The sequence below is a fragment of the Lactobacillus paragasseri genome (assembly GCF_003584685.1).
Lineage (GTDB): Bacteria > Bacillota > Bacilli > Lactobacillales > Lactobacillaceae > Lactobacillus > Lactobacillus paragasseri.
On record NZ_AP018549.1, the window covers coordinates 1732597 to 1745072 of the forward strand.

Consider the following 12476-nt stretch of genomic DNA (forward strand, 5'->3'; position numbering starts at 1 on the left):
ACTTTATTAGAAAAAGTCGCGACAATTGAATACGTAGAAGGTAGTTTTGGTATATAGCGTTAGGCAAAACTATGGTAAAAATAGCTTTTTATACAATTACAGGACAAACGCAACGATTCATAAATAAAACGGGGCTTGATGCACATCGGATTGAGGATGCTCATCCTCAATATCAAATGAATGATAAATATATTTTGATCTTGCCGTCGTATCAAGATTTTATGATGGATTCTGTTGTTGATTTTTTAACATATAAAGATAATAAAGAGAACCTTTTAGGTTTAATAGGATGTGGCAACCGTAACTTTAATGATCTTTTTGCTCAAACGGCAAAAAAGATTTCTGTTACATTGCACGTACCGATTCTCTATTTACTTTAGCTAAGTGGCAACTCGGCTGATGTCAAAAACGTTCGCCAAATTGTCAAAGAAGCTTGTAAAAAGGAACGAGGCGCACAAAAAGATTTGCCAGTTCAAAATCCATCTCTTAGCAATATTAGTTTCTTAAGTGACTTCAGGCAGAAAAATGAATAAAAAATCTTATTATAAAGCAAGTAACTGGAATGCTGTCGAAGATCAAGTAGATCGTTCTGCTTGGGCAAGATTAAATGATATTGTCTACGAACCTCGTCGTGTTCCAATTCATAAAGACCGAGATGAATTTTTCCATCTCCCTAAAGCTGAACAAACTATGCTCCTACATAGCTTTGGTTCTTTAGCTCTTTCATCTACTCTCCAGATGAAAGTTTCACTTTCAAAAATTAAGCAAGATGCGGAAAATTCCGAAGAAGCTGCTGTCTATAATGCATTGCAATATTTGGAATCAATTAATAATAAAGCCTATGGTCATGCTCTGAGTGAATTTTCTATTTCCGATGAGCAACGAGATGAGGCTTTTAATTGGGCAAACCAAAATCCATATCTGCAAAAAAAGATGAGACTTTTAAACACAGTCTATCAGTCAGAGAATGCAATTCAGAAAAAGGCAGCACATGTTTTTCTCTCAACTGGTTTATATCATTCGTCATTCTTTGGACCCCTATATTTATTCGGACAGCATAAATTACCACGAACAGCGGAATTGATTAAATATGCACTTAGAATAACGACTTTAAATGGTATTTATACAGGAATTAAATTTAGACGTGACTACTTCAAACTCTCTAAAGAAGAGCAAGAAAATGTTCACAACTGGGTATATGGGTTATGCGATAGATTATATGCTAATGAGCTTAACCACATTCATCTTTTATATGAAGACACTGGTTTAGAAGATAAGGTTGAACATTATATTCATTACACCTTAAACAAGGCACTTATGAACTTAGGACAAGAGCCCAAGTATCCTGAAAATGTTGAAACTTTAGATCCTACTTTAACAACAGGTTTGATGGAAAGTGCAATGATTGAAGATTTCTTCTTTTATACAAATGCCCATCCAATTCTAAAAATGCGTGAAATAAAGAAATAAGGAGTTAGCCCTCAAGGCTAACTCCTTATTTTGTCTTTTTAGCTTTCGTCTTTGATTCTGGTTTTTGATAATTACGAATGACCTCAATTTTCTCTTCAATTGCTTTAACCAGTAAGTCGCTATACTTATCTGGATCAGCCACAATTTTATCACTTGAGCCCAAAATATCGATTCTAAAGTGTGATACATTTACATATTCTGAAATAGTTTCAAAATAAATATTTACTTCATATTCATCTTCATTATTACAAAAATTGCTAATTTTTTTGTAATTAGCAAAGGGAAGATTAATGATGTTACTCTCTAATGCAAAAGTCATTGGTCTTCTTCCACTAATTGCAAGTTGCGTTTGAATAAGTGAATTATGCTTAAAAGCTTGGACTGCTTCACCAATCATCTTAGTTGCAATTTTCTTTAATTTAGTTTTTGTTATTTCACTATACTTAATTGTTTCAAGATCTTGAAGATAATCTTGTTCTTCAATTTTTTTAGTTAATTCTTCTTGTTTAATTTTCACGATAAAAATTCCTTCATGTATCCTTTTTTCATTACTAAGATACTCAATAAATCTTATTCATGCAACCGAAAAAAGTTAGATTTGATTAATCAAACTGTAAAGCAAAGCTAAGTAGTTCCATTACCTTAAGCATATCTTCTGGTCTAAGATGATCTGCTGGTTTTTCATCTAATAAACGCATTCTAGAAAAGGTTTGAATTTGTGCTGCATTTACTCGTCCATGAACCCGATAGCCTAGCAAGTCTAGATATGTCGGAAAATGATTGCCGTGTGAAGTAATGGGACAGAGCATTAAATAATTAGTTTTCTCATTGTATGAATTAGAGGACACTACAACTGCAGGGTGCTTCCCCTTCATTTCCTGTCCAACCGATGGTGAAAAATCCGCCCATACAATATCTCCTTGTTTAAATCTAATCTTCGGCATGACGTAATTCCTCCATAGCCAAATTTTCCCAAGCTTCCCTTTCTGGTCCTGGTACATCTTCAAATTTAGCATCAGAGGTATAAGGATTCGAAATTTTCGGTATTAAGATCAAACTACCATCAGATTTTTGATGAATTGTATACTCAGTTCCTACCTCTACTTTAAACGAAGCAGGAAGTGAAAAGCCTACTGAGTTACCAACCTTTTGAGTTACAATATGATGAATAGATATTTTCATAAGTTTTTACCTCATTAAGTTACTTTCAAAAATATTGTAGTACTAAAAAAGACTAACTTTCAAAAGAAAGCTAGTCTTTTTGGCGAGAAACATACAAAAGTATGTCAGGGTCTTTGTTTCACAGCCAAAGGAGCCCATCATCAGCACTTCCCGTGCTTTGACTTCTAGAGTCCAGATGATCTCTGTCAAAGAACGCATCTCGCGTTTTCCTCGACTCGTCGCATCTATAATTATACTAAATTTTTCTTATTTTTTCTATTATTGCGCGTCTTAAAAAAGATCTCGCCCATCAATTGGGCCAGCATAAAACCCATTGCAATCGCAATTGTGACAATTGCCACTCGTAAAATTAAGTCTTCTGCATCAGACAGCTGCCCTTCTACCATTGCACGTACTGCCTGATAGGCTGGCACACCTGGCACAAGTGGTACAACACCGGGAATGTTGAAAACAGTTACGGGGCATTTTTTAATTCGAGCAAATACTAAACCTAAAATTCCAACGCACAATGCTCCTAAAAGATTAGATCCTAATCGGCCAATGCCAATTCGATTAGCCAACCAATACAAGATCCAACCCGCACTCCCACTGACACCGCATAACACAAGAGCACGGTGAGGGACATTAATAATTAGTCCAAAGCCCACAGAAGCAAGCCAGGCAAACACTAAATTAACAATTATTTCTAACCAAAAAGGCATCACATCACACCCCATAATAACTTAATTGCAATACCGATGCCGCCACCAAGAGCAATAGCAGTTAAAACTGCCTCTGTTGTTCTAGCCATCCCCGACAATAAATCACCACCAAACAGATCTCGCAGAGCATTAGTTATCGCCACTCCAGGCACCAATGTCATCAAGGATCCGATTAAGATATTATCGACAATAAGCTTAGGAAACAACTTGCAAGCAAAAATGGTAATTACTCCCATAAAAATTGCCGTCACCATTTCAGCTAAAAAACGAATATTAGTATAGCGTTTAATAGCTAAATACACAGCATATGATAAACCGCCAATAACAGCTGCTGCTGGAAAATCAATCCAGTCATAATCATCCATAAATAAGACCATCAAAGTCGGACTCAAAATTGCAGCTCCAATAATTTGAAGCCAAATTGGAAAATCTGGAATAGAAATTGAAATCTGTTGAAGTCTTTCCTGTAATTCCTTCAAAGTGATTTTTTCGGCAGCAAATTCACGTGATAACTCATTAACCCGGTCTACCAACTCTAAATTAATGTTTCTTTTCTTAACTTGCGTAACTTGAGTATAGGAATGTTCACCTAAACTCATAAATATTCCAGTTGGAGTTGTAAAACATCTAGCACCAGTAATACCTGCGTTGCGGGCTATTCTCATCATCGTATCTTCAACTCGATAAGTTTCGCTGCCGCCTTCGATCATTAATCTACCTGCTTTTAAGCAAGTATCGAGCACTTCAGCGGCATAGTCTTGACTCACATGCTCTTTATTCATTTTTATCCTCTAAAATACTTATCTATTCATTATTCATTTTTTCAATATCGATTGTCTTGTCAACCCAGTTTCCTCTAAAGAAGTCTCTTTCGTGACTTACAATAATTACTCCACCTTTAAACTCAACAATTGCCTTTCGCAAAGAATCTTTAGTAGCAATATCCAAGTGGTTAGTAGGTTCATCTAAAAACAATAAATTAGATGGTTCAAACTGCATCTTGGCTAGTTTAACCTTTTCTTGTTCTCCACCAGATAACTCCCTTAAGGGACTCATTGCTTGCTGAGCCGTCAAACCCATTCTAGCTAAAGCTTGACGTAATTCTCTAGGACGCAATCGTGGAAATTCTTCTTGTAAATATTGCAAAGGCGTCATATTTTTATTAGGCCAAACGAGATCTTGCTGAAAATATGCCAGCTCAGCAGTTGAAGATAATTCAAAATTACCATAAATTGGTTTCAATTTTCCTAGCAATGTCTTCAATAAAGTAGTTTTCCCAATTCCATTAAAACCGGTTACTGCTACCTTTTCACCATTTCCAACAGAGAAATTAAATGCTGACTTAACTAACGCCTGATCATACCCAATTACCAAATCCTGAGTTTGCAGCAGCAAGTTTGAAGCTGTATCAACATAGGGGAAAACGACATGCGCTTTTTTATTATTTTGTGGTGGCGTTAAAATATCCATCTTTGCTAGTTGCTTTTCCCGCGACTTAGCACTCTTAGATCTTGAACCAGCTTTATTCTTTCTAATATATGCTTCAGTCTTTTTGATTTTTCGTTGCTGATTGGCATAAGCTTTTAAATAACTCTCTCGGTCAGCTTCTTTTTGTCGTAAGGCATGTTTTAAATCCCCGCTATAGCGAGTAATGGTGCCAAAATCAATATCAATAATGCAGTTGGTAATTCTCCCTAAGAAATCATAATCATGTGATACTACAATAAAAGCTCCTTCAAAATCATTTAAATAATCAGCTAACCAATCAATGTGGTTAACATCTAAATAGTTCGTCGGTTCATCTAAAACTAAAACATCAGGATTTTGTAAAAGAAGTTTAGCCAAAATCAATTTAGACCGCTGTCCACCAGAAAGCTTAGCTACATCTCGCTCATAACCTAAATCAGCTAAGCCCAGTCCTGTTGCTACTCGGTCAATCTTAGTATCAATATCGTAAAATTCCTTTTCTTCAAGGAGAGTTTGAATTTTACCGGCTTTTTCTAAGAGAGAGTCATCCCCATTTTCACCATATTTCACATAAAGGTCATTCAATTCTTTTTCTTTTTGAAAAAGATCGCTAAATGCTGTTTGTAAAAACTCTTTAATTCCTATACCTGCTTTAAGTTTGGCATACTGGTCTAAATAACCGACATGGAGTTTATTTTGCCACTTAACCTCGCCCTCATCTTGGGTAATTTCACCAGTTAGAATCTTAATTAAAGTCGATTTACCAACTCCATTTTGCCCAGTTACCCCCATATGGTCTTCTTTATTTAAAACAAAATTTGCGTCTTCGTATAAAGTTTTATCAATAAAAGTTTGGCTTAGATTTTTAACCGTTAATAAGCTCATTATTTCCTCTAGTCTAGATTATTTTCTTGATCTTTTAATTTATTTTGTTGCTTAGCATCATATTCTTGCAAAGCATTCAACACTCTTGGCCATTGTCTTTTAGGAATAATTAGTTGGAGTTTATTGTGATAAATTGGAAAATCACTGGCTTTCATCCCTGTTATTTTTGCTAGTTCTTCATCTGTTAAATGATACTTGGCCACAATGGCTTTAATTTCATAAGATGCATGTCCCCTAAAATATGAAAGAACATAAAAGAATGCTGCAAAAATACCTGCACATAAAACAGCCATTGGCAGAGAAAAATGAAATGTCCGTTGCGCAATAAAAAACACTGCAATAAATGCAATCAGTGCAGAAATTATCCCGTAAATGACTGGAAAATACTTATTTTGCTTCATTTTTTATCATCCTTTTTATTACACTAGTTTTTCAAATATTACATTCAATTTACGCAAATAACTTTTTTGTAAAAAAATGTAAATTGTGTTTTATTTTACTGCAATAATCCTCTTATATAATACAGTTTGTTAAGTAAATTAAAAATGACTTTTTAAATATCATTAGTGTAACACGATTACCATTCAATTATTATTAAATTTACACTTAAAAGGAGTAAACACTTTGACACATAAGAAGGGAATTTCAGTAGTACTTATTGCCCTACTAGGTTGCGGTTTTCTTACAAATTCAGTTACTTCCAAAGCAGCTGATCAAGATACTAATTTTAATGTTTCTAAAAGCCTAGTTGAAAATACAATTAAACCAACTCTTCTCAGTAAAAAATTTAAAGAAGAACAAATCAAAGAATTTAGAGAAAATAAATTAGTAGAAATTAAGTTTGAAGAAAAAAGAATTAATCATGAAAATTCTAATTCTCAATTAGGTAATTAAAACTTTGCCAACAAGAGTTGCAGTTATCAGACAAAATCACTAAGATAGAATCATCAACAGATATCTAAAAAAAAAGCAGTTAGCGTTTCGCTAACTGCTTTTTTCTTAATTTCCATCCCATGGAATCGTATCAGAATCTTTATCATAAATAACATAATTTCTAAAGTCTTCTGGATCATTCCAGTCTAGACCTTGCTGTAAGCTATTTTGTCTTGTTTCTTGATTACGTAATTTTTCTTTCTTTAAACCTAAGCTAGAACGGACCAAATCTGAGACGCGTTGTAATTCTTTAGTAGAAGCTACTTGCATTGCAGCAGAGCCAATCCAAACATTATGTCCATGAATATAGCCACTCTTAATATCCTGCGTACAACTACGATAGTTCATTGCAATTGAAAGCATATCATCAAAAGTTAGGTTAGTTTTAACATACTTGGCAAAGACTTTGAGAATCTTACGATAATTTGTGATTGAGTTAACTGACATTCCTTTACGTACAATGTCATTAATGACCTGTCTTTGTCGCATTTGTCGGCCGTAATCGCCCTTAGGATCTTCTTTACGCATTCGAACGTAGTCTAGAGCTTCTTTACCATTCAAGTGCTGCTTACCCTTTTTGAAATGCGTGTGATAAGTAAAGGTAAATGGAACATTAACATCTACCCCTCCTAAGGCCTCTACCATGCTCTCTAAGGCTTTCATATTAACTTCCATATAATAGTTAACTGGGGTATTTACTAGTGCTCTAACCGTTCGTGTAGCTCCTTTACTGCCACCAATTTGATAAGCTGAATTGACCCGGAACATGTAGTATCTTCCCTCACCCTTACCATCTCCCTTAATATCAGCTAGCAAGTCCCTAGGAATTGATGTCATCGTTGCTTCTTTTTTCTGCGGATTCATAGTTGCTAAAATCATCGTATCTGAATTTCCGCGATCGTGCCTACCTTCAATTCCTTGGTCAACACCAAGAATTAAAATAGAGATTGGCTTCTTCTGAGAAATTAACTGCGAAGTTTTTCCAGTCCCGCGATAAGCCTGCTGCACCGAACTCATAGCTGAGAAATAAGCATGAGCAAAATAGGCTACGCTTCCGCAAACAAGTAGAATTGTTAAGAGACCTACCAGGCGAGCAAAGTTATTTCCATTCTTAATATTTTTTTTATTCGCCGCAAAAACATTATTTCTTTCTAGTTTTTTATTTGGCTTATTAGGTTCATCTGGTCTCATTAATTTTTGACTCCTCTGGCTATTAGCTTACCTTTTCATATTACAAAAATCACTGGCTAAGCACATTAGTTTCATTATTAAAAAATTTTTATTTTTTAGCAAGCGAAATAATGTTCTATAATGGTGATTAATAAAATTTGTATCACAGAAAGAAGGAAAAAATATGGCTCTTCCAACAAGAAATGAAGTATCCGATGATCTTAAGTGGGACTTAAGTCGTGTTTTTAAGAACGATCAAGAATGGGAACAAGAATATAAGCAGGTTGCACAAGAAATCAAGAACTTAAGTAAATTTAAGGGAACACTTGCCAAATCTGGTAAAGATCTTTACGAAGGAATTACAGCAATTTTAGCTGTAAATCGACGCTTAGAAAAAGTATATGTTTACGCTACAATGTCAAGCGATGTAGACACAAGCAATAATCATTACCTCGGTTTTGTTGCTAAAGCACAAAGCTTAGCTAATCAAATGAGTGCTGCAATTGCTTTTGTCGATCCTGAAATATTATCTATTCCAGAAGAAACCCTTGCTAAGTTTATGCAAGATGAACCACGTTTAGAAAATTATCGACACCGCCTTGAACAGATTACGCAAAAACGTCCTCATACCTTGCCAGCAAATGAAGAAAAAATCATTGCTGACGCTGGAGATGCAATGGGTACATCTGCTAATACCTTCAACGTCTTAACTAATTCTGATATGGAATATGGCTACGTCCAAGATGAAGACGGTGAAATGGTTCAATTATCTGACGGGCTATATTCACTTTTAATCCAATCTCAAGACCGCAACGTCCGTAAAAACGCCTTTGACGTGATGTACGCAAGCTACGGACAGTTTGAAAACAGTCTTGCTTCAACTTTATCAGGTGAGGTAAAAGCTCACAATTTTAATGCTCGCGTACATAAATACAATTCGGCTAGAGAAGCTGCTTTAAGTGAAAATAGTGTACCAACAGCTGTTTACGATACATTGATCAAGGAAGTAAATAGCCACCTTGACTTACTTCACCGTTACGTTGCATTAAGAAAGAAAATTCTAGGCTTAAAAGACCTTCAAATGTACGATATGTACGTACCATTAACCGGGAAGCCAGTTCTTTCTTATAACTTTGAGGAAGCAAAAGCAGAAGCAAGAAAGGCCTTAGCTCCACTAGGCGAAGACTATTTAAAACATGTTGATTATATTTTTAATAACCGCGTAATTGATGTGGTTGAAAATCAAAACAAGGTTACTGGTGCATATTCAGGTGGTGCTTACGATACTGATCCATATGAACTACTTAACTGGGAAGATAACCTTGATTCACTCTACACTCTAGTCCATGAAACTGGTCACTCTGTCCACTCTTGGTACACAAGAAACACTCAACCTTATGTCTATGGTGATTATCCAATTTTCGTTGCTGAAATTGCTTCAACTACTAATGAGAATATTTTAACCGAGTATTTCTTAGATAAAATTACTGATCCAAAGACCCGTGCATTTGTCTTAAACCATTATCTGGATTCGTTTAAAGGCACACTCTTCCGTCAAACTCAATTTGCGGAATTTGAACAATTTATTCATGAAACTGATGCTAATGGTCAGCCGCTAACAGCTGACGTACTCGATGAATTTTATGGCAACTTAAACCAAAGATACTATGGAGATAGCGTAGAACCTGGTGGAGAAATTGCTATGGAATGGTCACGTATTCCTCACTTCTACTACAACTTCTATGTTTACCAATACGCAACAGGTTTTGCAGCTGCAACTGCACTTGCTAATAAAGTTGTCCACGGTACTGAGCAAGAACGTGATGCTTATATTAATTTCTTAAAATCAGGCTCTTCAGATTACCCAACGGAAATTATGAAACGAGCTGGCGTTGATATGACTAGGGCTGATTACTTGAGGGATGCTTTTGATACTTTTGAAAAACGTCTTAATGAATTTGAAAAAATCGTTGATGAATTAAACGCTGAAAAGTAGGGTTCACATCTAAATAAGCTGGTAGATTTAATTTCTACCAGCTTTTTCATTAGCTATTTTATTTATACATAGTGACGATCTTTTCTAGCTCTTTATCAGAAATCAGTTTCAAATTTCTAACAAATTCCGTAGCTTTTTCTAAAGTTCTGCCACTATTCAGTTGATTTTCGAGAATAATTTTGGCAGAATCAATTTTTCCTTGTTCTACACCGTCTTTTCTACCTTCTGCATATGCTACTTTCCCTGCTATTTTAGCAGCAGCCTGTTCACGTTCTAGCATTCTTGTTTCGTAAAGCATAATCTTCTCCCTCGTTTCCGGATCTTCGTTGATTTCTTTAATTCTTCTTTGCGCGTAATCGAAATGCTTATTTAAATTTACAGGTTCATTGTTCATTAATTTAGCCAAGGCTTTTAAGTCTTCACTCTGCCCTTCAGCTGAAACTTGTGAATTAATGATAATCTTTGTTACACCTTCCTGCAATTGTTTTGACCTATCTTGATCGGAATAAGTATGATAAGACTCATAAAATTTATCATCTTTCTTAGGCTTAAAATTACAGAAAAAAATAATATAGGCGTCTTTCAAATTTCGATAGGTCTTGCCTTTATTTAAAGTATAGCGTAGATCAAGTCTTGAAAGATAATAGCGCATGCGTCTACCAATATCATCCTGATCCGTTGTTTGCATTTCTATATTAAACACGCGTCCTTCATGATCTGTAACCAAAACATCAAGTCTAACTTCTTTAGCTTCGTTCTTACGCTCAGAATTATTAATCTCAACTTGCTTATCTAGCCAGTCTATTTTCTTAATTTTCAGATCTGGAATAATAATTTCAAGCAAATACTTGCAGAATTCCTTATTTTCCATCACCATCCCAAAAACTTTATCTTCCGTGAACCCAAACCAGGGTTCAATCTTTTAACCATATGAGCAAATCCTCTCTAAAAATATTTGAGGAGTCATCCCATATGTTTATTACGCAAAGTGAAGATGTTTTTTCTGAAAAAATACTATTATATCCCGATAAAAAAAAGTTCTTAACCCCAATGAAGTTAAGAACTTTTTTTTTACACCAATTTAGCAAACAAACCAACTAAATAAAGAAATACACAAGTAATCAACAAGTATAAGCTTCCCCACTTAACGGTTTCCTTCAAAATTTTTCCCTCTAAGCCTTCTTTATTAATCGCACCAGTAGCTACTGCAATATTCTGCGGTGATAGCATCCCTGCCGTAGCTCCTGTCATATTCGACGCTACAATCCAGTACTTACTTACACCCAAAGATTGAGCAGCCGAATATTGTAAATTACCAAACAAGACATTAGCTGAAGTAGCAGACCCTGTTAAAAATGTACCAAGTGCTCCAATTAACGGTGCAAATAATGGGTAAGCTGGTCCAAGCAAACTTACTAAGGCCAAAGCCAAGGCATTTGTCATCCCCGCATAAACCATTACTTTAGCTAAACCAACAATTGCACACACTGTAACAGTCGTCATGCCAATTGTCTTTAAAACATTGACAAGAATTTTGAACATTTTATTAAAGCTTAAACCCTGGATTTTTCCACCAATTAAGCCAGCTAATAAAATTAATGTTCCTGGAGAAGAAAGCCAGTTAATTGGAAGATCATTTGGATTCTTTCCTAAATAAACATGTAAATGGGTAGTTACACTAGTTAAGAAGTTATTCACAGGTGGACAAAGGGACGAAGCAAGTAAAACAAAAACAAATACTAAGATGAATGGCGAGCAAGCTTTTATAATCTCGCTAATACTTTCATTTTCTACTTCTTCTACTGCACCAGTTTTTCGCTTTGTGAGCCACACTGTAATTAAAATTGAGAACAATGATCCCACTAAAGCTGGAAGTTCTGCACCGGTAAACTTAGCAATAATAACTTGCGGAATTGCCATTCCTACTCCTGACATTAAAGTAATAAAGACAATTCCCTTAAGTGCTTTAACACTTTTACCAGTAAGAATTACCAAGATAAACGGTACTAAAATAACCAAAATGACCAGCTGTAAAGTTACAATAAAGCCCAATTGCACCTCATTAAGATTAGTTACTTCAGCTAATGTCAAAACCGGCAAGCCAATTGCTCCAAAGGCCGTTGCTGTACTATTAGCAACTAAGCAAATTACAGATGCTTGAATTGGCTCTAAGCCTAATGAAATCAAAATACCAGCACAGATTGCCACTGCTGTACCAAAGCCAGCAATCGACTCAAGAAATCCCCCAAAGCCCCAGGCAATTATTAACACTAAAATTCTTTTATCAGTGGTAATAGACGATAGCAACGTTTCAATCGTCTGCATACTCCCTGATTCAGTTGTAATCTGGTAGACAAAAAGCGCCGCCAAAATTACATACATAATTGGCCAAATTCCCATTATAATACCTTCCAAAGCTCCAGAAAGAGTATTAATTAAGGGTTGTTTAAACATTAAAACAGCGTCCGCGATCGTAATAATTAATCCAATCGTACATGCTCTTGAAGCAGACATCCCAATAATTCCAAGCGAGATTATTAACCAAAGAATTGGTATCAATGCCCATAAGAAATTTATCCACATAATTTTCCTCATTTAAAAAAGTAATACTATTTAATTTTATCCTTTTTCCACATTTTAAGGAAATTTAAAAAACAAAAAAACCTACAAAA

General features: G+C 35.2%; 13 protein-coding genes and 1 pseudogene. 4 read left to right on the forward strand and 10 right to left on the reverse strand.

The genetic code is table 11. From position 1 onward, the window contains the following. Positions 1-71 precede the first annotated feature (71 nt). Both nrdI and LpgJCM5343_RS08475 read left to right on the forward strand, forming a co-directional pair. Positions 72-533, forward strand: a pseudogene (nrdI, locus tag LpgJCM5343_RS08470) (class Ib ribonucleoside-diphosphate reductase assembly flavoprotein NrdI). Next, positions 526-1470 (forward strand): ribonucleotide-diphosphate reductase subunit beta, encoded by a 945-nt coding sequence (locus tag LpgJCM5343_RS08475; RefSeq protein ID WP_049151206.1) that lies wholly within the window; start codon positions 526-528, stop codon positions 1468-1470. The pseudogene nrdI and the gene LpgJCM5343_RS08475 overlap by 8 nt, the downstream one beginning before the upstream one ends. Positions 1471-1495: 25 nt before the next feature. Here LpgJCM5343_RS08475 and LpgJCM5343_RS08480 read toward each other — a convergent pair whose 3' ends face one another. The 7 genes from LpgJCM5343_RS08480 to LpgJCM5343_RS08510 form a co-directional block, all read right to left on the reverse strand. Next, on the reverse strand, positions 1496-1987 hold the full coding sequence (locus tag LpgJCM5343_RS08480) for a hypothetical protein (RefSeq protein WP_003649977.1): 492 nt from the start codon (positions 1985-1987) through the stop codon (positions 1496-1498). An 85-nt stretch (positions 1988-2072) separates the two neighbouring features. Further along, positions 2073-2414: a type II toxin-antitoxin system PemK/MazF family toxin gene (locus LpgJCM5343_RS08485; RefSeq protein ID WP_003649976.1), complete on the reverse strand. Its 342-nt coding sequence runs from the start codon at positions 2412-2414 to the stop codon at positions 2073-2075. Continuing rightward, on the reverse strand, positions 2401-2652 hold the full coding sequence (gene mazE / locus LpgJCM5343_RS08490; protein ID WP_003646734.1) for a type II toxin-antitoxin system PemI/MazE family antitoxin: 252 nt from the start codon (positions 2650-2652) through the stop codon (positions 2401-2403). Before mazE ends, LpgJCM5343_RS08485 begins: the two co-directional genes overlap by 14 nt. A gap of 230 nt (positions 2653-2882) precedes the next feature. Beyond that, entirely contained in the window at positions 2883-3353 is a 471-nt protein-coding gene (locus tag LpgJCM5343_RS08495; RefSeq protein WP_003646733.1) for a threonine/serine exporter family protein, read from the reverse strand. Further along, positions 3353-4135 carry a threonine/serine exporter family protein gene (locus tag LpgJCM5343_RS08500; RefSeq protein ID WP_039157653.1) on the reverse strand — a complete coding sequence of 261 codons (783 nt, stop codon included), beginning with the start codon at positions 4133-4135 and terminating at the stop codon, positions 3353-3355. Before LpgJCM5343_RS08500 ends, LpgJCM5343_RS08495 begins: the two co-directional genes overlap by 1 nt. A 22-nt stretch (positions 4136-4157) precedes the next feature. Next, positions 4158-5705, reverse strand: coding sequence for an ABC-F family ATP-binding cassette domain-containing protein (locus LpgJCM5343_RS08505; protein ID WP_048686201.1), 1548 nt, complete (start codon positions 5703-5705; stop codon positions 4158-4160). Positions 5706-5713: 8 nt separating this feature from the next. Further along, complete coding sequence (locus tag LpgJCM5343_RS08510) at positions 5714-6106, reverse strand: hypothetical protein (protein WP_101891050.1); 393 nt, start codon at positions 6104-6106, stop codon at positions 5714-5716. A 223-nt stretch (positions 6107-6329) separates the two neighbouring features. Here LpgJCM5343_RS08510 and LpgJCM5343_RS08515 point away from each other — a divergent pair, with 223 nt between their 5' ends. Further along, positions 6330-6599, forward strand: a complete 270-nt coding sequence (locus tag LpgJCM5343_RS08515; RefSeq protein WP_020807069.1) for a hypothetical protein — start codon at positions 6330-6332, stop codon at positions 6597-6599. 105 nt (positions 6600-6704) lie between these two features. Here the strand turns inward: LpgJCM5343_RS08515 and LpgJCM5343_RS08520 are convergent, their stop codons facing one another. Further along, a complete protein-coding gene (locus LpgJCM5343_RS08520; RefSeq protein WP_101891051.1) occupies positions 6705-7829 on the reverse strand; it encodes an LCP family glycopolymer transferase in 1125 nt (374 codons plus the stop codon). Positions 7830-7992: 163 nt separating this feature from the next. Here LpgJCM5343_RS08520 and pepF point away from each other — a divergent pair, with 163 nt between their 5' ends. Then, positions 7993-9804, forward strand: coding sequence for an oligoendopeptidase F (gene pepF, locus LpgJCM5343_RS08525; protein WP_101891052.1), 1812 nt, complete (start codon positions 7993-7995; stop codon positions 9802-9804). A gap of 58 nt (positions 9805-9862) precedes the next feature. Here pepF and LpgJCM5343_RS08530 read toward each other — a convergent pair whose 3' ends face one another. After that, positions 9863-10723 (reverse strand): Rpn family recombination-promoting nuclease/putative transposase, encoded by an 861-nt coding sequence (locus LpgJCM5343_RS08530; RefSeq protein WP_257966054.1) that lies wholly within the window; start codon positions 10721-10723, stop codon positions 9863-9865. Between the two features lie 152 nt (positions 10724-10875). Next, on the reverse strand, positions 10876-12387 hold the full coding sequence (locus tag LpgJCM5343_RS08535) for an L-lactate permease (protein ID WP_167435366.1): 1512 nt from the start codon (positions 12385-12387) through the stop codon (positions 10876-10878). Positions 12388-12476: the final 89 nt, after the last annotated feature.

Bases quoted from the DNA above. Each gene is read 5' to 3' on its own strand.
- LpgJCM5343_RS08475 (WP_049151206.1), top strand. From the start codon at position 526: ATGAATAAAAAATCTTATTATAAAGCAAGTAACTGGAATGCTGTCGAA.
- LpgJCM5343_RS08485 (WP_003649976.1), bottom strand. From the start codon at position 2,414: ATGCCGAAGATTAGATTTAAACAAGGAGATATTGTATGGGCGGATTTT.
- mazE (WP_003646734.1), bottom strand. From the start codon at position 2,652: ATGAAAATATCTATTCATCATATTGTAACTCAAAAGGTTGGTAACTCA.
- LpgJCM5343_RS08495 (WP_003646733.1), bottom strand. From the start codon at position 3,353: ATGCCTTTTTGGTTAGAAATAATTGTTAATTTAGTGTTTGCCTGGCTT.
- LpgJCM5343_RS08500 (WP_039157653.1), bottom strand. From the start codon at position 4,135: ATGAATAAAGAGCATGTGAGTCAAGACTATGCCGCTGAAGTGCTCGAT.
- LpgJCM5343_RS08505 (WP_048686201.1), bottom strand. From the start codon at position 5,705: ATGAGCTTATTAACGGTTAAAAATCTAAGCCAAACTTTTATTGATAAA.
- LpgJCM5343_RS08510 (WP_101891050.1), bottom strand. From the start codon at position 6,106: ATGAAGCAAAATAAGTATTTTCCAGTCATTTACGGGATAATTTCTGCA.
- LpgJCM5343_RS08520 (WP_101891051.1), bottom strand. From the start codon at position 7,829: ATGAGACCAGATGAACCTAATAAGCCAAATAAAAAACTAGAAAGAAAT.
- pepF (WP_101891052.1), top strand. From the start codon at position 7,993: ATGGCTCTTCCAACAAGAAATGAAGTATCCGATGATCTTAAGTGGGAC.
- LpgJCM5343_RS08535 (WP_167435366.1), bottom strand. From the start codon at position 12,387: ATGTGGATAAATTTCTTATGGGCATTGATACCAATTCTTTGGTTAATA.